This is a genomic window from Paenibacillus taichungensis (assembly GCF_050994985.1).
Lineage (GTDB): Bacteria > Bacillota > Bacilli > Paenibacillales > Paenibacillaceae > Paenibacillus > Paenibacillus taichungensis.
In genome coordinates this window covers 2,162,449-2,182,298 of record NZ_CP194720.1, presented here as the reverse complement: position 1 = coordinate 2,182,298, position 19,850 = coordinate 2,162,449, and the positions used below count along the sequence as shown (strand labels likewise).

Here is a 19,850-nt window from a genome sequence, read left to right as displayed (position 1 = left end):
GATAAACCTGAAATTTCCAGATTTATTTCGATTTATCCCTTAACTGCACCGACCGTCAAACCGGAGATAAAGTATTTCTGGAAGAACGGGTAAGCCAGAGCAACGGGCAGTACAATAATGATCGCAACAGCCATACGTGCCGATTCTTTGGGCATCGTGGCGACAAGCTCAGCATAGCTTATGCCCATCGTCGAAGCGTTTTTAGCCAGCGCATCAACGTTGCTCATCAGGCTGTTCAGTAGTGCCTGTAGCGAATACAAGCTTTGGTCGTCAATATACAACATCGATTGAAACCAGTCATTCCAGTACGAGAAGCAGAGAAACAGGCCAATCGTCGCTAGAACAGGCAGTGAGATCGGGAGCACGATTGTGAAGAAGATGCGGAATTGACCTGCTCCGTCGATTTCAGCCGATTCGATCAGCCCGTCCGGAATGGTCGTCTTGAAAAAAGTTTTGCAGATGATGACATTAAAGGAGGACACGGCTAAGGGTAGAATCAGCGCCCAGATTGTGTTGCTTAATCCCAACATCGTCGAATTGATGTAATAGCTAGAGACAAGACCGCCGTTAAAAACCATTGGGATGAATACCATCCATGTCAGCAGTCCTTTTAGTTTGAATTGGGGACGGGACAATGCATAACCCATCGAAGTGGTGAGCAGTACGCCGATCAGCGTGCCTACTACCGTAACGAATACGGAGACTCCGAGTGCACGTATAATCATCGAGCCCTGCTTAACGATATAGTTGTAGGACTCTGCCGAGAATGCCGACGGTAGGAGTTGGTAACCGGTCTCTCGAATCGAAGCCTCACTTGACAGTGAAATGGACAGTACCACGACGATAGGGACTACGCACAGCAAGGCTAAAATGATAAAGATCAAGTGAAACAAAATGTTCGTTCCTTTGCCAACGCGGTTAAACTTTTCAAGACCGGAATCGTAGCTTGATTGTGTTGACATCTTCCTGCCTCCTCTCTAAATCAGTGCGCTTTCTGGATCAACTTTGCGAACGATCCAGTTCGCGAATAGGATCATTCCGCAGCCCAGTACAGATTGCATGAAGGCAGAGGCGGACGCCATCCCGACCGTCGCGGTTTTGAGTTGTTTGTACACAAGCACATCGACCGTCGTGGTTACGTTGTAGAGAGAATTGGAGTCCCGTGGCACTTGGAAGAACAAGCCAAAATCCGTGGAAAAGATGCCTCCGACTGACAGAATAAACATCAGCACAATAACAAATTTCATTAAGGGCAGCGTAATATAGCGTGTCTGCTGCCATTTGTTAGCGCCATCAATGACGGCCGCTTCGTAATAGGTCGAATCCATGCTTGTGATTGTCGCCAAGTAAACAACCATCCCATAGCCGAGACCCTTCCACATGTTCATAAATACAAGGAGATAAGGCCAATAGGATGGTTCCATGTACCAATTTTTTGGATCCTGGTTGAAATGGGTCAGAACTTGATTGGCTATCCCTTTGTCATAGCTCAGGAATGCCCAAAGCACCGCGGAAACGACAACCCAAGATAGGAAATACGGGAGAAACATCATCGTTTGATAAATCTTGGCTGCCTTGCGGCTGTGCAGTTGTCCAACCATCAATGCAAGTGACACAGGCACGATGATACCCAGAATAATAAAGATCATGTTGTAACCGATTGTATTGCGAATTACGATCCAGACGTCATTCGAACTGAACAGGAATTCAAAGTTTTTGAACCCGATCCAGTCGCTGTTTATAACATTACTAAGAAAATTCCCGTGAATCTTGAAATTCTTGAAAGCGATAATGACACCGAACATTGGCAAGAAGCTGAACAAAATGTACCAGATTGTGGTCGGAAGCACGAGCAGTGTGAGCTCAGTATCATGCTTGCGCCAGCGTGTTCTTACTCTTTTGCGGGTGACTTTTGCTCCCATATCATTCTTCCCTTCTTGTAGAACCTACCCTCGATTAGTTGTAATTCTATGAAAATCGCCAGATGATTCCTAGATCAAAAACGTAAGACAATAGTCAAAAAACAATAGGTTTCCGTATATTTCACATCGATTTTTCATTGTGATTTTTCTAATCGACTTATTTCGATAAACCAAGGAAGCCGCTAATAGAAAGACCTTGCGAGTTGTCACACTCAAGGTCCGGAAATCAGATATGGCACAAATCTTCCTATCCTCCATTTGGGACAAGAACTTAGTTTCTTAAAAATAAAGCAAATGTTGCGGGGGACGTTACGTCACAATTTATAATGAAAAAAAAGTTAAGAGGAGTTTAATTATGACTAACCCCAATACAAAGGAACAGTATAAAATCCTGTTGAAAGCATCCCTAACGCTCACATCATTTCTTTTTATCGGATTGGTTTTTATTGGGATATTTAAGTGGGGAGAAATGTTACCATTTATAGCTTCCTTATTTATACCAAACGAAATTAGTATTTTAACCGCTGTACTCATTGGTCTTATTTCTAGTTTGTTTATTACAACTATTGTTCTAATTACTTTCATCAAAACAAGAACAGAACTACCCAAAACTGAAGGATCAGATATGATCAAAAAAATAATGATCCGACCAAGTGGTATAGCTGTATCTGCAATAGGTGGTGGTGTGTTTGAAGAATTCTTTTTTAGAGGTGTCCTGATCGGATTATTTATTGGATACTCAATAACAGTGGATTGGCTCGTTATTCTAATAAGCACATTTCTATTTTGGGTAATACATGTTCCCCAATATAAAGGAGCCACTCGTATCCTTACTGGCGTGTTTGTAAATGGTTTGATTTTAGCACTACTCTTTTATTTTACCGGGTCGTTAATCCCGCCGATGCTTGCCCATGGGATTTATAATACTTCTATTGGAATTATTCTGGCGAAAAAATATAAGAAATGATTTTTGAAAAGAGGAATTTTAGATGAGATTAACGGTGAGTAAATTTGCAAAACTGGCAAACACAACGGTTCGTACATTAAGACATTATCGACAACTTGGCATATTAGTACCCTCACAAAAAAATGAAAATGAACATTATATATATGTAAATGAGGATTTTAAAAGGCTTCATGAAATCCAATTATTGCAAAGTCTAGGTCTTTCATTAAACGAGATTAAAGTCTGTTTGGATAATCCAAATTATTCTTTCAATGAAATCATTAGAGTTCAAGAACAATCACTACGGCAGCGCAGAGAAGCAATTGATTATTCTTTAGCATCAATTGAACGAATTAAATTGGTAACCGAGCAAGATCAACTCAATGAATCAAACTCTGAAATACTTATGCTCCTTATGAATTCCATGCGTGTTGAGCAGGCTCAAAAAAAGCTGCTTCAAAAGTATATCTCTGTAGATATTATCGATCAGGTGTTTCCAGAGGATTTCTCTAAGCAAACGTACTTGGATGGACAACTTTACAATTTGTTATTGCTGGTCCATCGAGCTATCGTAAAGGATCTTAAACCAGACCATCCTTTCATACAGCAGCAGTTGCACGATATATTTGCAGATACTCCATTAAGTAATCTGTTTTTTAATGACGAGGTAAATAACGAAGAACTGTATAAAAACGTAAAACCCTATGAATCGTTGGTGCCTAAGCATACTATGGATTTTTTAAAAGAAGCATTTGAAGTATTAAATACGAAGAAGAATTCTCCTCTAAAGGATTAAACCGAGGGCTACATATCAAAAAGGAGAGCCGCCTTTAAATACGCAGTTCTCCTTTTTGATGAAACCGTTTCTTAGTGGTCCAGGAATACAAGCTGAATGAAGAACAATACGGCAAAAATGTAGAATATCGGATGAACGTCCTTACCCTTTCCGCGAAGCAACTTGAGTACCGGATAGAAAATAAAGCCAACACCGATCCCTGTCGCAATACTGTGCGTCAACGGAGTAAGTATGATAATCAAGAATGCAGGAAATGTTTCTTCGAGATCCTTCCAGTTGATTTTGCTGATTACGCTAATCATAAAGTAACCCACAATAATCAGTGCCGGAGAAGTAATCGCCGGGATACCTGATATGACACTTACGATAGGTGTAAAAAACAACGTAAGAGCAAGCAGTACACTTACCGTTACCGCCGTCAGCCCTGTTCTTCCTCCTGCAGCCACCCCTGTGCTGGACTCGATATAAGCCGATGTTGGGCTCGTTCCGAGCAAAGCGCCGGTGGTAGTTCCTACGGCATCTGCCAATAGGGCGCCGCGTGAGCGCGGAAATTTACCTTCCTTCAGCAGTCCTGCTTGCTCAGCAACGCCGAGCATGGTCCCCGTCGTATCAAACAGCGTGATCAACAGGAATGTAAATATGATGGTATACAAACCATTAGAGAATACACCTGCTAAATCCAATTGGAAAGCCGTTGACGTGAGGCCTTGCGGCAAGGATACAATCGACTCAGGCATTTGAAATAGTCCCATGATCCAGGCAAGAACCGCTGTGACCACCATTCCGATGAACAGATAACCTTTTACATTGTAAGCCATAAGCACAACAGTGATAATTAATCCGATAATGGTCAAGTAAGTCATAGGTTCTGCCAAGTTCCCGATCGTAATCAAATTCGATTCTGAATCGGCAATAATCCCGGAATTTTGCAGACCTACCGTTGTGATAAACAATCCGATACCTGCTGTTATCGCGTGCTTAAGGCTCGCAGGAATGGCATCAAGCAGCATGTAACGAAATGAAGTAAGTGATAAAATAATAAACAAAAGCCCTGCTATAAATACCGCTCCTAGTGCAACCTGCCAAGACACACCATATCCAGCAACTACACTATAGGCAAAGAATGCATTCAGACCCATACCAGGCGCTATGACAATCGGATAATTGGACCCGATTCCCATAATCAGTGTCGCGACAATACTTGCCAGCACCGTAGCAATGAATACGCCGTTAAAGTCCATGCCCGTACTGCTGAGTATTCCTGGGTTTACGATCACTATGTATACCATCGTGAAAAATGTCGTAATCCCTGCGATGATCTCCGTTGATACGGTCGTGCCTCTTTCTTTTAGTTTGAACCAATTGTCCATGATTAAAGCCAGCCTCCAACTTTCAAATTATTCACCAAAGCTAAAAACAAAAAAATCCTAATCATCGTCATAGGATTGTAATATTACCGCTCCTATATTCGTCATTAGGATTAAAAAGCTAAGATTCTAAACCACTGATAAGGATACTCATATCTGCTTTACCCTGATGCCCTTTCGAATTTTAATAAATATTACACTCATTGTCAATGAATTAACGTATTGTTCACAGTTATTTACGAACTATATAGAGATGATATGGAGTGTTCATTCGTTTTTTAGAGTAAGCTACACTGTTTAGTTTTTGTACCAATCAAACAAAAAAAGCCGCAAAAGTAGCGACTATAGATTTGGACTATATTTTTGTCGTGGATAAAGTAAAATTGACAATATAAAGTTCCATTGTTGTTTGATACCCCAAGCCTTCATATAAGCGAACAGCAGGCACGTTATTTGCTAAAACGCCCAGATAAACATCTGGTGACCGTTTTTTACCGAGGTGTGTCAATTCACTGGTTAGGCGTTTAGCTAATCCTCTGCCTCTGTAATCTAACCTGGTAACAATATTCCCAAGCTCTACTAGCTGAGAGTCATAAAAATGGTAGCCACCAACAGCTATGAAATCTTCCCCTTCCTTAATTCCAAGAAAAGGGTAATTCTCTAACTCACTTCTTGTGAAAAACCTCATTTCCCCACTATGTAAAAAATCAATTACCTTAGAATATTCATTTTCATTTATCCTTTTTACAATGTGAGTTTCAAGGAGTTTCGATTCATCCTGATGTTTCATCGTTAGAAAACGCTGAGGAATTCCTTTGATGAGAGCGAAGGATTGAAAAAGTTCAAGGTCCCGTTGACAGAGTATCGTACCACATACAGCACTTTCATCAAGTTGGATCGTTTCTCTTGTAAAAGCAACGAGTTCTGGCAAAAAGATGTCCCGACCTTCAACTCGGAAGAAAGAAAATGCTGGAAAGGATAGTTCGCTATAATAAGCTAATACGGCTGTAAGTTGACTATTCATAAATTGACCAACATATTGAGCCTTATCCATACGTTGCGTTAAATAACTATAAAAAAGCAAATTCTGTTCTGTATTAATGTTGGGCAATAATTCAATAATTGTATCGTGAGTAAGCAAGCGATGCGAAATCATTTTAACACCTCTCAACCTATAATTTCTTATTCTCTTTTTTATCTTGTTTTCTTTCAACAAATACCCAGATATAGTATGCCAACCAAAATACAATAGGAACTAAGAATACATAAGCTCTCTGATTAGCTGGAAGAATGTAAATGATAAACAGTCCAATGATTAACATCGGTGGCATCAGGATAAAGTACTTCTTCTTATCTATGTCCATCCCTCCATTTGTTCAATATTCATAATAATAACATTCATTTATTTCTTTGATAAGATTCGCATCTGCTGCCAGAAGTAGAGTATATTAAGCTTAGTTAAAATTTTATTTAGGAGGCGACAGCCATGCCACAAGAAATCTGGATTAACCTGCCTGTCAAAGATGTTGAGAAGTCAACTGCCTTTTTCAATGAGATTGGATTCCAAGCGGTGAGCGTTGGGAACGAAAGAGCCAAGCTTTCCATAGGTCAAACAGCTATTCTATTGTTCCCGGAGTCAGCGTTTGAGAAATTTACAGGTTCAAAAACAGCAGATACTTCCCATAGCGCAGAAGTAATATTCTCCATTGGCGCTGAAAGCAGAGAAGAAATAGATACCTTTATTCAAAAAGTGGAGTTTGCTGGAGGAAGCATCTTTGGCAAACCGAGTGAGAGCGACGGCTGGATGTACGGCGCAGGATTTGCCGACCTGGACGGTCACCGCTGGAACCTGTTATACATGGATGAGAGTAAAATGCCGAAAAAATAAGCGAAATGCCGGTCACCTGTTAAGGTCGCCGGCGTTTGTTTCATATGGTACTTCGTACCGTTTTATTTGTATTTCTGATCAATTATGAGGATGCACTTATTTTTTGTAATGTAAGATCTAATTGTTCTTTAAGTTCTTCCACATTATGACAAACAACGGAAGAATTCATCAACATGAGTTGTCCCCATTGATTGATATCGAATTCACCTTCATGTAGACAAAAGATGGGTTTCTTATGCGCATAAGCATAACCAAGCTCCCAGCAGGTATTACTTAAATTCAAGCCATTGTTGTTTATAACAGCGACAAACATATCACATTCTTCTATCGCCTTAACAGTGAATTTGAACATTTCATCTCTACTTTTTGAGTCCAGAAATTGAGTTTCTATGTCTCTATGTGGTAGATGTGTGGTTAAGAAATGTGCTTCCATAATCGTATTTAATCGTTCCAATTTCCGTCGTTCCCCAGAAGTAAGTATAGAGCCTGACAAATATACATTTTTATGCAAATATCACACGCTCCTTTTCACAGCCTTTGTCATATAGTAATTTCTATTTGAATGTTTAGAGCCAGTCCTACTGTAAATCCATCATTTTTTGAATGGTTATTAGAACGCCGTTTTCTTCATTAGATTTTGTGATGAAACTTGCTGCTTTTTTGGTGTTCTCGCAAGCATTGCTAACAGCAAAGCTGTACTTAGCAATTGTCATCAGTTCAACATCGTTTTCTCCATCACCGAACGACATCGTTTCCTCCGCAGTTACCCCCAGCATATCCTGTAATTTTTTTACCGTTTCGCCTTTATGAGTATGAAGAGCAGTAATATCCAGCCATCTGGCTTCAGAGTCGACAATATAGATTTGCCCATTTAACGTTTGTTCTACATGTTTTCTAAGCATTGTGCTTCTGCCTTCTGTATCAAATACGGTTATTTTGATAAAATCACTCTCGATTTCAGAGAAGGAATCCACTTTTATGACTTGTTCATAAGAGCCTTTAACTACGTTGTACATATCATCAGAGATCGAGGAATGTACGTATGCTGCATCGCTTGCACATACAATGATTGTCATTTGGGGATCAAAACCTTGAATTTCTTCAATGGCTCGCAGAACAAGCGTGCGATCAATGCTAAACTCTTTGACGACTTTTCCATCTTTCTTAATTCTGGCCGCGCTATCTCCGAGAATCCAAATTCCTTTTCCATGGTTACCAAACAACTTTTCTACTCGTTCACACTGTTTTCCCGTACAGGCAACAAACGTTATTCCTTTCTTTTGCATTTCTTCATGTACTTCATTAAAAAGTTCATTATTAAACGAACCTTGATTATTCAGAAATGTTCCGTCCAGATCAGTTACTACGAGTTTAATCATTTTAAATCCTCCGACTTCAAGTTGGATTTATTATTTATCTTTATAAAGTAAACTTATTAAGTATCTATGGCAATTCCTTTATCTATTCAAAGAGATCATTAATGGATCGAACTGGCTTCACTTCTATAGGCTGATTCGACAATTTCAAAGCCGCATATGCCCCAATCCAAATGATAGCTGCTAAAATTATATATACCATAACGCTCACCTCCTGTATCTCCATTGGTCCTTTCTAATGTAGCCGTGCGTTTTGTAACCATCTTTATAAAACAACTTTATAAAGTCAGTATGCAGCAAACCTTAATGCTCTGTCAAAGGGTATTTTAGGAAGCTTCTATAGCCTCGGCCGTATGTAAAAGAAAACCTCTAATCATGAATGAATTCTTCAATGATTAGAGGTTTATTTCGATTTGAACATTGGTTTTCAGATAAAATCATCTTTTATCTCACCAAAATTAATGTGCGGTATACCCTCCATCAACAAGCAAGGTTGTACCATTCACGAAACTAGCATCATCGCTGGCTAAGAATAACACAGCTTTTGCTACTTCTTCTGGTCGTCCAAGTCTGCCCTGTGGGTGAAGTGAAGTTAAATATTCTTTGCTTTTTACATCTACATTTTTCAACAGAGGCGTTTCAATGTATCCTGGACATACCGCGTTGACACGGATTCCCTCGCTTGCATATGCAGTACATAAATTCTGAGTTAACAGTTTAACGCCTCCTTTTGCCGAGGCATACGCTGTCGTTTTAGGCAACGCAACAAAGCTGTGGATTGAGCCAGCATTAACAATAACTCCACCATTTCCTTGCTTAAGGAACTGCTCAATCGCATATTTATCGGAAAGAAATACACCTGACAAGTTAATATCGATCGTCCGTTTCCATTTATCATATGACAATACATCAGCGATTTCGTCATCAGCAACCCCTGCATTTGCATACATAATATCCAGCTTACCGTATTTCTCAACGGTTTCATTAATCATGTGTTTAATATCTTCTTCTTTAGTCACATCTGTTTTGACAAATAACGTATCATGACCTTCCCCGTTGAGTTCAGCAGCTAGTTCTTTACCATGTTCAGAAAAGTCAGCAATGACCACTTTTGCTCCTTCTTTTGCGAAAAGGCGAACGGTGGCTTCTCCAATTCCACTAGCACCACCTGTAACAATAGCTACTTTTTCATTTAATTTCATAAGATTCAACCGCTCCATTTCTTCATAGTAAGATTCATGAACTTGTACTCCTCAATCTTACTCCTTTAATTTTGAAATACTATCCTATAAAGTTCTGTGTAATAATGGATTGTATACCCCCCATTTGTAGGGTATTTCATTTGAAGGGAACGACTTATTATGACACAAAATTTTCATCCATATACTGAAATGACTTTTCAGGAATTTGTATTATTTTTCAAAACGCATAGCAAACAGCTCGAAGAAAACACAAACATTTACCTGATCGCGGAAGCTAATATTTCTGAAACACATCGGATCGAAACGGAAGTACTGATGAGATCCTTTTTTCAGATGTTTACTTATTCAGACTTGGATCATATGGATAATCATTATTCTTCTTATTTGGATACCTGGGTTCAATCCCAGTTAACTATTTTAAATATGGCAAGCTTACAATGGCTTCAAATTATATTGGAAAAATCTTTACTAACACTATTAATACAACTGAAACATCAACGGATGTTGGACCCGCTTATGTTCCTGTTATCTGTCTTTTCGTATCTGATGCATAGCTTTCATAAGTGGGCTGATACGGAGTCTGGTAATCATGAAACGGAGGAAAATAACGAATTAAAAAAACTGCGTTTGCTGGACCAATTAAACCAACTCCTAGTCAGTTCTTCGGGAGCTTCAGATCTAGCCTTTATCCTGAAAAAATGTGAGAAGTATTTCAATTACAAACGTTGTGTCTTCTATGCCTATGTACCTTGGTCCAACCAGTTCTATGGGGTCATTGGTGAAGAACTTCCAAAAATTCAGAGTATGAAAGGACAATTGACCGAGCAAAATCTAATCTTCAACTCTAAAAGACCGATCTATTTGAAAAATCCAAAACCTTATCTAAGGGATGAGCATATCCAGTTATTTCAGTTGTCTTCGATTATATTTATACCGATTGCTCACGAGCATCAATTGTATGGCTGGGTCACTTTTGACCAAATGGGAGATTCATTTGATTGCACGAAGGCTGAGCTGGATTTGCTTGAACAAGTGGGGAAAAGGATTGGTTTGTTTTTATCTAGGAAAGAGAAGGAAAACACCGCCAAAACGATGGCCATCGCTTTAACAGAAAGAGAGGCAACCGTTCTCGAACTTCTGGCGGAAGGTTATGATAACAAGAAAATTGCTTCCTTGTTGTTCCTCAGCGAGTATACAGTGAGAGATTACGTAAGCAGCTTGATGACCAAGCTGCGTGCAAAAAATCGGACACAGGTCGTTGCCTATGCTTTCCGTTGGGGATTATTGAGTTAGTACCGTTGAATTTAATTCGCAAAAAAAGATCACCAACATATGTACCCTGTTGATGATCTTATATTTCATTCAGCGCTTCTTGGGTAAATGCACAATAACGTTGAATTGATCGCCGTGAATCTCGACTTTGATCTGCCCTCCATGCAACTCAACGATGCTTTTCACAATAGCTAGACCTAGGCCCGAGCCCTCTGTCTGGCGGGATTCGTCTGCTCTTTTGAAACGTTCAAACAATTCTTCCGCATCAAAATCAATCTCATAGGCAGAGGTGTTTTGAATTTTGAATCTTACCAGAGCATCCGTCTCGTCCAAGTAAATATAGATGCGAGTTCCTGGAAGCGAATATTTCTGCGCGTTGTTAATTAGATTTTCAAATACACGCCATATTTTATTACCATCCAAATACGCATGGATCGGGAACTTGGCAATCCTCTCCCGCATTTCGAGCGACTCCTGTCCCATATGAGTGTTGGATTCCGCTATCGCTTGTGTCAATAATGTTGCCACATCGACGTACTCCATATCCAGCTCTATTGAACCGCTGGCCATCTTAGAGATATCGAACAGGTCTTCAATTAACAGTTTCAGTCGAAGCGACTTGCGCTCCAGCGTTTCAATATAAGCTCGGCTAGTTTCCGAAGAATGATTTTCTTTTTTTAATAAATCGACATAGTTGATAATCGAAGTAAGCGGAGTCTTCAAATCATGCGATACGTTGGTTATCAGTTCCGTTTTTAACCGCTCGCTTTTCATTTGATGTTCCAATGCGCTTTGGTACCCGGCTTTCATATTGTTAATATAGCCAGCAAGTTCAGATAGGGAATCGTTTCCGGCAGCATCTTGAATTGAACTCTGAATATTCCCTTCGGCAATCTTTTTACTTCCATTGATGATGGCGATGAAACGTCTAAGCTTGGAGAGCATATAAGGAACCACAAACAGCACAAATAGCAACAAATAAAGGATGAGCCATCCCTCTCCGTAATATGTGACTGCCTCCCAAAAACAAATGCCGGCTAAGGCGGTCAGCAGAAACATAATAATGAGGCCAAACGTTAGTCTCCCGTTTTGCAGACTGGCTCTAAAGCCGGTCCTCCAAATATAAAAGTAATCTAGCAACACACTGCCATCCCAGAAGGTACGTTTATTATGAGGCGCCTTAAAATAACGAAACAGTCTGGCTACCAACAAACCCAAGATAACAATGGAAAGCAGTTCCAAAATAAAACGGGAAGTTGAAAATCTCAGACCCACCCCCAAGTATGAATACTCGTTAATAAGTAAGAAGATCCCTAAAATAACTGCGATGATGAGGACAAGAGGGTCGATTCCAATCTTCCGATCTGCTTTACTTTTTCTCGATTTTGTATCCAATTCCCCATACCACCTTCAAATATTTTGGGTCTTTAGGATTGATCTCAATTTTTTCACGAATATTTCTCACATGTACGGCAACCGTATTCTCTGAAGCAAAAACCGGCTCATTCCACACGCGTTCATAAATTTCTTCAATGGAGAAAACTCTGCCCTTGTTCTCCATTAACAGCTCCAAAATTTTGTATTCCTTCGCAGTCAGTCTAACGTCCTCTCCATCCACTTCAACAGTTTTCGAGCTTTTGTTCAACATGAGTCCTTTTACTTGAATGATTTCTTCCCCGATGGAGTGAAAGGAACCTAAATTCGTAAACCGGCGTAGCTGAGATCGTACTCTAGCGACCAGTTCCAAGGGATTAAATGGTTTTGTTATATAGTCATCTGCTCCAACATTAAGTCCCAAAATCTTGTCACTATCCTCCGATTTGGCGGAAAGCATAATGATCGGTATATTTTTATCTTCACGAATTTTAAATGTCGTCTTGATCCCATCAAGCTGCGGCATCATGAGGTCCATGATAATAAGATGAATCGTTTCTTGTTCAAGGATCTCCAGTGCCTCCAATCCGTTAGAGGCCGTAAATACATCTACATCATTGCTTTTTAAGTAAATCACGAGAGCTTCTCGAATTTCCGGTTCATCGTCTACAACAAGAATATTATTGATCTCCATATTTCTCACCTTCATCGCGTAATTGCTCCTACAACTCTACAATACTTTGTGCAGACGCACCAGTTACGTAATGCGAATACATTTTTCCATTTCGTTTCCTTAAGACCAGCATACACAATCTAAATGAAAAATCTCTGTTATAAAAACGAAGGAATTTATGAAGTTTTTATACATCGTCAGGAAGTGATTGAGACTTGCACTTGAAAAACTCTATGACTCCTTTGTAATTTCTCAAACTGCATTCGAGGATAAATAAAAAACCAGTGAAAATTAAAATCCCACTGGTTTTACATTCTTATTATGTTTACACGGATTCTTTCAATACATATGATTCCTAAGGTTATCGGCATTATTCATGAAAAAGAATATCTGAAAAGCCCATAGTAAAGAGGTCCGATCATGATAACTAATGTTACTAACATCCAAACTCTTCTCACCACAATCGGTAAGTCCTCCAGTATTTCTTGACCTTCATAGTCCTTTAGGAGCATCGTAAATGATATATCCCACAGAATAGCTGCGACAGTAACAATTCTCCAAAAAGCAGGAGTTAGAATAGTCGTATCCGTAACGAACCCTAACAACCCGATCCATGTAATGACAGAAACGACGAAATCAATTTTGCTAAGTTTTGATCTATACTTTCCTTTTAATAAAAATGCTAGAGATGATGTTCCCAGCAATCCAAGATACATCGTCCATAAAAAGTGAACCACTTACATTCCTCATTTTTGTATTTTTTAATCGTATCTCCTTTTATACCTTTTGCATTATAGCCAATCAATTTCGCAATTGATATATCAAAATACTTCCATACATAGGTGCTATTCCGTTATCTGCTCACGCCCTACCTGATAGGAATTGATGCTACAAATCTTATTCTGACTGTGCGAAACCATTCGACGCGTTTCGCAAGCTTTGCTTATTCTTCTTTCCTTAAACCTTATACCGTGCGATTGCTGGATGCGCCCAAACCAAACAGGAGCAGCAAAGCGCTAACGCCAAGCAGAAGCAATAGCGGGGGGTTCCAGCTTGCCGTGATGTCATGAAGCAAACCAAACAAGATCGGTCCAGTTGCTGCCAGCAAATATCCTACGGATTGCGACATGCCGGACAAAGAAACTGTATCGTGGGCATCTTTCGTCCGCAAACTTAAAAAGATCATGGCCAAGCTGAACGCACATCCCCCACCAATTCCGAGTAGAACTGTCCATAACGAAATGAGCGCATTTCCCCCAAAGTAAAGACCTCCCAATGAAACAAACAACAGAATAGTCATGATGATGACCAGTAAACGTTGGTTCTTCATGCGTCCCGCAACAATCGGCACGATGAACGCTACAGGCAGCGCAGCAGTTTGAAACATCGATAACATCCAACCGGCGCTGTCTTCACTCAATCCCCGGCTTGTCATGATTTCTGGCAACCAAGCGACCAAAACATAGAAAAGGAGAGACTGTATCCCCATAAAAAACGTAACCATCCATGCTAGAGGCGAACGCCACAGACTTCGACGCTTGAGCGCACCACTTGTTGCCGATACGGCAGCCCCCCTACTCGCCCGAGCTTGAGGCAACCAGAACAATGCAGCCAAAAGAACGAGTACGCCCCAAATGCCGAGCGCACCATTCCAGCCGAAACCGAGATCACGGGCGACCGGAACACTGACACCGGATGCAATCGCACCGGATAAATTCATCGACACCGAGTACACACCGGTCATGAGACCGACTTGATGAGCAAAATTACGTTTAACCAGACTTGGTATGAGTACGTTGCACACCGCAATCGCCAACCCAATCAAAGCAGTTCCTGCAAACAAAGAAGCTGTTGCGGCCAACGAACGGATCGCGATACCTACCATGAGTAAAATCAAAGCATAAAGAAGAGTTCGTTCCACCCCAAGACGGCGTGCCAGAAAGGGGGCGAACGGCGAAAGCAGCGCGAAAGCAAGCAACGGCAGCGTAGTGAGCAGACCTGCTGTAGCATTTGACAGTTCGAGGGATTCGCGAATCGAGCCGATCAATGGGCCTACCGATGTTAAAGGCGACCGCATAATCATTGCAATCAGAACGATGCCGAGGATGATTGGCCAAGCCAACGACAACGGTTTCTTCCCAATCGTTGACTTTGTATCGCTTAGTACGCTCATGGCTGCTCATCTCCTTTGACCTCAAAAACAGCTTTCGATTCCGCAATATGACGGTGAACCGCTGCCACGGCACGTTCGGCATCTTGATCAACTATCGCTTCAACCAGATGCCGGTGCATCTCCTTGAAACTCGCGCCGATTTCATAACGAGTCAAGCTGATAATGGTATCTTGTGATGCGTCCGCGATATGGTTGTATAATTCGATTAAGATTTCATTATGAGACGCCGCGATGATGCCTTGGTGTAGACGGATATCCTCTGTTACAATTCCATCCATGTCACCGCGTGCTGCCGCCGCCTCCCAGCGTTCCAATTGGAGAAGAAGTTCGCGCGCCTCGTCGTCCGTTCTGCGCTGTGCGGCAAGATGGGCTCCCTCGCGCTCGAGCGCATGCCGGACTTCCAATGTCTGCATTGTATCGGAGCGCATGATTCGTTTATGTAGCACAACGCCCAGCACGCTCGAAGAGCAGACATACGTCCCGTCCCCTTGTTTTGTCTTCAAGAGTCCTGCGTGGACCAACGCCCGAATGGCTTCCCTCAATGTATTACGGCTAACATTCAACTCGACCATCAATTCTGGTTCAGCAGGAATACGAGTCCCGACAGCCCACTTGCCAGATTCGATCTGTCTTTCCATTTGCAATGCGACTTGCTCGACCAGTGTCAGCCGATTTGTTTTCTGAAGCATACGTAAGCCCTCATTTCATCTATTTTTTTCAAACGTAGGATGTTTGGTTAATAGGTACTTTAACACACTTATATCCTCTAGGCAACTCCTTGCCTAAAAACAGCCTATGAGTATTCAGGTCAAGGACAAAGTTCTATAGTTCCATAAAAACAAAAAAACCGCTAAAATAGCGGTTTTCTTCAATGCGCTTTCGGAAGAGATCTTTGCATTCCCCCTAGGTTTTTGACAAAAACATCGAACGGTACCTCTCAGCTTGTCTCTTCTCGCAAATCATGCTCCATGAATAGAATATCTCGTTTCATCTCCTTCACGCCCTGTCTTGAAATCCTGCCTGTCTCGAACATGGACTGGATGTTGTCTCTCTCCAGCTGAATTCCGACTCGGGCCAGCTCCTGCAGCGATATGCCAAACTCTTTTCGGGTGCCGGTTTCCTTTTCATTTCTGGTCAGACCCAGCAACATTCGTTCATACTGCAGAATTAGCGAGCTGACCATCTCCATATCTTGCTCGCCTTCTGCGAGTTGAACATTTAGCTGCTTAATGACATAAGTAATATTTTTAATTCTAAGACTATTCAATTCAGCCCTTCTTTCACGGAAGCTTAACCGGACTTGCTGCAGCATCCCGAACACTTCGTCCCAATGCTTAACGGGGAAAAACTCTTTTTTATAACGGGCATCTCTTGTGTGCATAAACAACAGTTTGTTAATTCGGTTAAGATAACGGTACGCTGTGTATGGATTCACTTCTTTCTTTTCAAGCGCATGCAGCGTATTTTCTCTTTCCCATTTCAATACGGACAAACCCAAGGATCGCTGTGCCTTATCCTTCTTCTCATCTTTCTTGAGTGTTCGTATTCTGGAAGTATACGTATTGATGATTTGGGCGGTCGCAAGACGATTCTGGTCCGTGATCAGTTCATTTAATCCGGTAACCACATTCCTCAGAATCTCAATTTTCGCCTGAATTTCGTCCTCTTCCTGCTCCGTTTGTGTTTCTTTACCCAATAAAAGCGGCAACAGATAGTTGGATGCCAGAAGTGTCCACAGGATAACTCCAGCTGCGAGGAAAATGATCAGATCTCTGGCTGGAAATGCAGTGCCATCATTAAGTAAAAACGGCAGTGACAAGGTACTCGCCAGTGTAATCGTTCCCCGAACTCCCGAAAGACTGAGGATAAGCGCCTTCTTCAACCTCAGCGCCCAAGGATCACGCGGTTTGGTCCCTTCGAAAATATCCATCAGCATTGCCCAGATGAGACGCAGTCCGAGTACAGCCAAAGTCAATAATAGTGTGTACATAATGATTTTAAAATTACCTATTTCGGGGTTACTCCAAATTGTCTGGATAATATCAGGAAGCTGTGTTCCAAGCAAGAGGAAAACGAGTCCGTTTAATACAAAAATAATAACTGACCAGGTGCTTTTGGATACAACACTTAGCTTGGCTACTTCAGGGTTCATTTTCTTGTAACCGAAAGAATGGGCAATTCCTGCGGCGACAACAGCCAGGATACCATTGACCCCCAATTCCTCAGCAGCCATGAAAATTAAAAATGGAGTCAGGATCTCAATCAGCATATGAAGCGTGACATTCTCCATTCCCAGTTTGCGCAACCACTTCACCACACCATATTTTACTAAGGTGAGCAGCAGACCCAACACCACACCGCCAAGTGAAATCGCAATAAAGCTGATACTGGCCGTTTTGAAAGAGAATACACCTGTGACCATTGCGGCTACGGCAAACTGAAAGGAGACCAGCCCTGATGCGTCGTTTATCAAAGACTCTCCCTCAAGAATTTGCATTGTCTGATGGGGGATCTTCACTTTCTGCTCCAGTGCGCCTACGGCCACAGCGTCGGTAGGTGCCAGTGCTGCTGCCAATGCGAAGGCTGCCGCCAGCGGGATGACCGGAAGTAACCAATTCAGGAAATATCCCATCACAGCTACTGTTACAAATACCAGACCCAGTGCAAGCAAAAGGATCGGTTTCTTTAGCTTCCATAGTGCTTCTTTATCCGCATGTCTGCCATCATTGAACAGTAACGGGGCAATGAATAGAAGTAAAAACAGCTCCGGATTTAATTTCAGTTCATAGTGCAAGGGCAGCAAAGTAATCAACATCCCCAGCACGATTTGAATAATAGGCACGGAGATCGAAGGTATAAACCGGTTTACTAAATTGGATAAAGAGACCGCCACCAGCATCAATAAAATAAATTCAAACAATTCCAAACGAATCTTACCTCCATATTTATCTGTAATAAGCAGCTTTTCGTAAAACACGTTACTAACAAGAATTTATCTTATTGTAAATTGCGTTTATGAACTGTATATGAATCGCTTGCCCCTAGGCTGCCCAGAGCATTCTTCCATAATCCCTCAGCTATTTTTATCGGAATTGCCGATAATTTCATTAACATCTTCTACTCGAAAATTTCTTTTCAGGAGGTACCTCGTGCTCTTGAAAAAACAAAAGCAGCCGCTGAGCGGCTGCTTCTGCATAACTAATTACTCGTATATTTAACCCAATCATATTCAGCGTACAATGGATTGGCACCGTTATAAGCACCTAACCAACTATCAATCCCGGTCCCATTCCATATGTTCATCATAATTTTACCGGGAGTTATGGGGATATTGCTGGTTGCCAGTCGAAAGCATAGGTATGGAATCCCTGTGATGCATCAAAGCCAAGGTTAATAACCTTCTCATGACCACCGACCCCATTCGTAAAATAATTAAACTGTACTTTGGTCGTGTCTTTTCCTAAGAATTCAATATCAATCTCATCCCATTGCGTGCCATGAGCAGGTCCTGTGTAGGTGAAAAAGGATGATACGATGCCTGTATTTTTGGCAGGCTTCATGCTTACTTCATACAACCCATATCCATAATTATTAGTGGAGCCATACTCCCCACAATCAAACTTGGCTTTTCTTGAGGAAAATATCAACGACTGCTCTGCACGAGCCATTCATATTCAGTTCACAAAGCTATTTTATTCTATACAACATCATTAGAACTATTATGGATCATGGGAGGAACGAATATGATAAAAAATATTCTAGTTAGCGGGGCGAGTTTCGCCGGCATCTCAACAGCCTACTGGATGAAGCAGTTTGGCTACAACGTGACCGTTGTTGAGATTGCTGAAGGTCTTAAAAAAGGTGGCACACCTGTAAATATCCGCGAAAATACCGCCGACATTGCAAAACGTATGGGGCTTCTAGACCAAATCCAGTCGAATAAAATAGACATGGAATTAATGGAATTCAAAAATTCCGATGATGTCACTGAAAGAGTCGAAATCCGTGAGCAGCTTGCAGAAGATGAATATGAAATTGAGCGAGATGTATTGCTGGATATCATGTTCGAGGCTGTCCAAGATGACGTTGAGTTTATTTTCGGGGATAGCATTACGTCTTTGAAGGAAGAAGTTAATGGCGTTGAGGTAGCTTTCAAAGGAGGACAAAAACGCTCTTATGACCTGGTGTTCGGCTGTGATGGTATTCATTCGGTCGTCAGAAAATTATGGTTCGGCGAGGAAGCGAAATTTTCGCATTTTCTTAAAACGTATTTCTCTATCACGATCGTGGATAAGTTGTTGATCCGGGAGAATACGACACAAATGTACAACGAGCCGGGCAAGGCGGTCATGCTGAACTCTTATAACAATAAAACCGATATCGTGCTCTGCTTTTCTTCGGAGAAGGAGCTCCCCTACGACTACCGAAACGAGGAACAGCAGCGGGATATCATTTTGAATCAATTTTCCGGACTAGGCTGGCGAACGCCAGAATTGCTGGAAGAAGTGAAGAACTCCAAAACTTTTTACTTTGACAAACTGTGCCAAATGAAAATGCCCTCGTGGACAAAAGGCAGGGTAGCGCTAGTCGGTGATGCTGGATACTGCGCCTCTCCGGCTGCTGGCATGGGTGGATCACTCGCAATCGATGGAGCGGCAGCCTTGGCTGATGCTTTCCATAAAAACCATGGGAACTATGAACTTGCGTTCCAAGAATATAATCAGAGTTTCCGTCCTTTCATCGAGGAAGTGCAAGCAAACGCGGAATTGATGGTAGATTTTCTTGTCCCACGAACTGAAGAAGACATTCGCGAAAGAATTTCGCAAACAGCATCCATCAAGGACATCTAGGGACCGCTCTG

At 41.5% G+C, this 19,850-nt stretch carries 17 protein-coding genes and 1 pseudogene; 5 read left to right on the top strand and 13 right to left on the bottom strand.

The features are described from left to right. Positions 1-32: 32 nt before the first annotated feature. Positions 33-962: a carbohydrate ABC transporter permease gene (locus tag ACR1R9_RS10030; RefSeq protein ID WP_076291379.1), complete on the bottom strand. Its 930-nt coding sequence runs from the start codon at positions 960-962 to the stop codon at positions 33-35. Between the two features lie 15 nt (positions 963-977). Then, the gene (locus ACR1R9_RS10025; RefSeq protein ID WP_433921179.1) at positions 978-1,922 is read right to left on the bottom strand and encodes an ABC transporter permease; all 945 of its coding nucleotides are present in this window, start codon (positions 1,920-1,922) and stop codon (positions 978-980) included. 355 nt (positions 1,923-2,277) lie between these two features. On the opposite strand from ACR1R9_RS10025, the gene ACR1R9_RS10020 reads away from it, so the two are divergent. Together ACR1R9_RS10020 and ACR1R9_RS10015 are read left to right on the top strand one after the other, a co-directional pair. Continuing rightward, complete coding sequence (locus ACR1R9_RS10020; protein ID WP_433921180.1) at positions 2,278-2,889, top strand: lysostaphin resistance A-like protein; 612 nt, start codon at positions 2,278-2,280, stop codon at positions 2,887-2,889. 22 nt (positions 2,890-2,911) lie between these two features. Further along, positions 2,912-3,664 carry a MerR family transcriptional regulator gene (locus tag ACR1R9_RS10015; RefSeq protein ID WP_433921181.1) on the top strand — a complete coding sequence of 251 codons (753 nt, stop codon included), beginning with the start codon at positions 2,912-2,914 and terminating at the stop codon, positions 3,662-3,664. 71 nt (positions 3,665-3,735) lie between these two features. Here ACR1R9_RS10015 and ACR1R9_RS10010 read toward each other — a convergent pair whose 3' ends face one another. Together ACR1R9_RS10010 and ACR1R9_RS10005 are read right to left on the bottom strand one after the other, a co-directional pair. Then, the gene (locus tag ACR1R9_RS10010) at positions 3,736-5,034 is read right to left on the bottom strand and encodes an NCS2 family permease (RefSeq protein ID WP_063563691.1); all 1,299 of its coding nucleotides are present in this window, start codon (positions 5,032-5,034) and stop codon (positions 3,736-3,738) included. A gap of 352 nt (positions 5,035-5,386) precedes the next feature. Continuing rightward, positions 5,387-6,187 carry a GNAT family N-acetyltransferase gene (locus ACR1R9_RS10005; protein ID WP_433921182.1) on the bottom strand — a complete coding sequence of 267 codons (801 nt, stop codon included), beginning with the start codon at positions 6,185-6,187 and terminating at the stop codon, positions 5,387-5,389. A gap of 330 nt (positions 6,188-6,517) precedes the next feature. On the opposite strand from ACR1R9_RS10005, the gene ACR1R9_RS10000 reads away from it, so the two are divergent. Next, positions 6,518-6,919 (top strand): VOC family protein, encoded by a 402-nt coding sequence (locus ACR1R9_RS10000; protein ID WP_076291385.1) that lies wholly within the window; start codon positions 6,518-6,520, stop codon positions 6,917-6,919. A gap of 82 nt (positions 6,920-7,001) precedes the next feature. Here ACR1R9_RS10000 and ACR1R9_RS09995 read toward each other — a convergent pair whose 3' ends face one another. The 3 genes from ACR1R9_RS09995 to ACR1R9_RS09985 form a co-directional block, all read right to left on the bottom strand. After that, the gene (locus tag ACR1R9_RS09995; protein ID WP_076291386.1) at positions 7,002-7,430 is read right to left on the bottom strand and encodes a nucleoside 2-deoxyribosyltransferase; all 429 of its coding nucleotides are present in this window, start codon (positions 7,428-7,430) and stop codon (positions 7,002-7,004) included. A 67-nt stretch (positions 7,431-7,497) separates the two neighbouring features. Beyond that, complete coding sequence (locus ACR1R9_RS09990) at positions 7,498-8,298, bottom strand: Cof-type HAD-IIB family hydrolase (RefSeq protein ID WP_175381041.1); 801 nt, start codon at positions 8,296-8,298, stop codon at positions 7,498-7,500. A gap of 455 nt (positions 8,299-8,753) precedes the next feature. Continuing rightward, a complete protein-coding gene (locus ACR1R9_RS09985; protein ID WP_076291428.1) occupies positions 8,754-9,497 on the bottom strand; it encodes an SDR family NAD(P)-dependent oxidoreductase in 744 nt (247 codons plus the stop codon). 159 nt (positions 9,498-9,656) lie between these two features. Here ACR1R9_RS09985 and ACR1R9_RS09980 point away from each other — a divergent pair, with 159 nt between their 5' ends. Next, positions 9,657-10,790 carry a LuxR C-terminal-related transcriptional regulator gene (locus ACR1R9_RS09980; protein ID WP_433921183.1) on the top strand — a complete coding sequence of 378 codons (1,134 nt, stop codon included), beginning with the start codon at positions 9,657-9,659 and terminating at the stop codon, positions 10,788-10,790. 69 nt (positions 10,791-10,859) lie between these two features. Here ACR1R9_RS09980 and ACR1R9_RS09975 read toward each other — a convergent pair whose 3' ends face one another. The 6 genes and pseudogenes from ACR1R9_RS09975 to ACR1R9_RS09950 all read right to left on the bottom strand — a co-directional run. Then, positions 10,860-12,164, bottom strand: a complete 1,305-nt coding sequence (locus ACR1R9_RS09975; protein WP_433921184.1) for a sensor histidine kinase — start codon at positions 12,162-12,164, stop codon at positions 10,860-10,862. Further along, positions 12,139-12,837, bottom strand: a complete 699-nt coding sequence (locus ACR1R9_RS09970; RefSeq protein WP_433923739.1) for a response regulator transcription factor — start codon at positions 12,835-12,837, stop codon at positions 12,139-12,141. The genes ACR1R9_RS09975 and ACR1R9_RS09970 overlap by 26 nt, the downstream gene beginning before the upstream one ends. A gap of 943 nt (positions 12,838-13,780) precedes the next feature. Continuing rightward, positions 13,781-14,989: a CynX/NimT family MFS transporter gene (locus tag ACR1R9_RS09965; protein WP_433921186.1), complete on the bottom strand. Its 1,209-nt coding sequence runs from the start codon at positions 14,987-14,989 to the stop codon at positions 13,781-13,783. Further along, a complete protein-coding gene (locus ACR1R9_RS09960) occupies positions 14,986-15,678 on the bottom strand; it encodes a FadR/GntR family transcriptional regulator (RefSeq protein ID WP_076291392.1) in 693 nt (230 codons plus the stop codon). Before ACR1R9_RS09960 ends, ACR1R9_RS09965 begins: the two co-directional genes overlap by 4 nt. 248 nt (positions 15,679-15,926) lie before the next feature. Further along, complete coding sequence (locus ACR1R9_RS09955) at positions 15,927-17,915, bottom strand: Na+/H+ antiporter (RefSeq protein ID WP_315792539.1); 1,989 nt, start codon at positions 17,913-17,915, stop codon at positions 15,927-15,929. Positions 17,916-18,187: 272 nt separating this feature from the next. Further along, a pseudogene (locus ACR1R9_RS09950) lies at positions 18,188-18,612 on the bottom strand (family 16 glycosylhydrolase); the annotation flags it as partial. A gap of 120 nt (positions 18,613-18,732) precedes the next feature. Here ACR1R9_RS09950 and ACR1R9_RS09945 point away from each other — a divergent pair. Beyond that, a complete protein-coding gene (locus ACR1R9_RS09945) occupies positions 18,733-19,839 on the top strand; it encodes an FAD-dependent monooxygenase (protein ID WP_433921187.1) in 1,107 nt (368 codons plus the stop codon). The last annotated feature ends 11 nt before the right edge of the window (positions 19,840-19,850 follow it).

Excerpts from the sequence above, each read along its gene's own strand:
- ACR1R9_RS09985 (WP_076291428.1), bottom strand. The coding sequence starts at position 9,497 with ATGAAATTAAATGAAAAAGTAGCTATTGTTACAGGTGGTGCTAGTGGA.
- ACR1R9_RS10010 (WP_063563691.1), bottom strand. The coding sequence starts at position 5,034 with ATGGACAATTGGTTCAAACTAAAAGAAAGAGGCACGACCGTATCAACG.
- ACR1R9_RS10015 (WP_433921181.1), top strand. The coding sequence starts at position 2,912 with ATGAGATTAACGGTGAGTAAATTTGCAAAACTGGCAAACACAACGGTT.
- ACR1R9_RS09965 (WP_433921186.1), bottom strand. The coding sequence starts at position 14,989 with ATGAGCGTACTAAGCGATACAAAGTCAACGATTGGGAAGAAACCGTTG.
- ACR1R9_RS09945 (WP_433921187.1), top strand. The coding sequence starts at position 18,733 with ATGATAAAAAATATTCTAGTTAGCGGGGCGAGTTTCGCCGGCATCTCA.
- ACR1R9_RS10020 (WP_433921180.1), top strand. The coding sequence starts at position 2,278 with ATGACTAACCCCAATACAAAGGAACAGTATAAAATCCTGTTGAAAGCA.
- ACR1R9_RS09970 (WP_433923739.1), bottom strand. The coding sequence starts at position 12,837 with ATGGAGATCAATAATATTCTTGTTGTAGACGATGAACCGGAAATTCGA.
- ACR1R9_RS09990 (WP_175381041.1), bottom strand. The coding sequence starts at position 8,298 with ATGATTAAACTCGTAGTAACTGATCTGGACGGAACATTTCTGAATAAT.
- ACR1R9_RS10030 (WP_076291379.1), bottom strand. The coding sequence starts at position 962 with ATGTCAACACAATCAAGCTACGATTCCGGTCTTGAAAAGTTTAACCGC.
- ACR1R9_RS10000 (WP_076291385.1), top strand. The coding sequence starts at position 6,518 with ATGCCACAAGAAATCTGGATTAACCTGCCTGTCAAAGATGTTGAGAAG.
- ACR1R9_RS09980 (WP_433921183.1), top strand. The coding sequence starts at position 9,657 with ATGACACAAAATTTTCATCCATATACTGAAATGACTTTTCAGGAATTT.
- ACR1R9_RS10005 (WP_433921182.1), bottom strand. The coding sequence starts at position 6,187 with ATGATTTCGCATCGCTTGCTTACTCACGATACAATTATTGAATTATTG.
- ACR1R9_RS10025 (WP_433921179.1), bottom strand. The coding sequence starts at position 1,922 with ATGGGAGCAAAAGTCACCCGCAAAAGAGTAAGAACACGCTGGCGCAAG.
- ACR1R9_RS09960 (WP_076291392.1), bottom strand. The coding sequence starts at position 15,678 with ATGCTTCAGAAAACAAATCGGCTGACACTGGTCGAGCAAGTCGCATTG.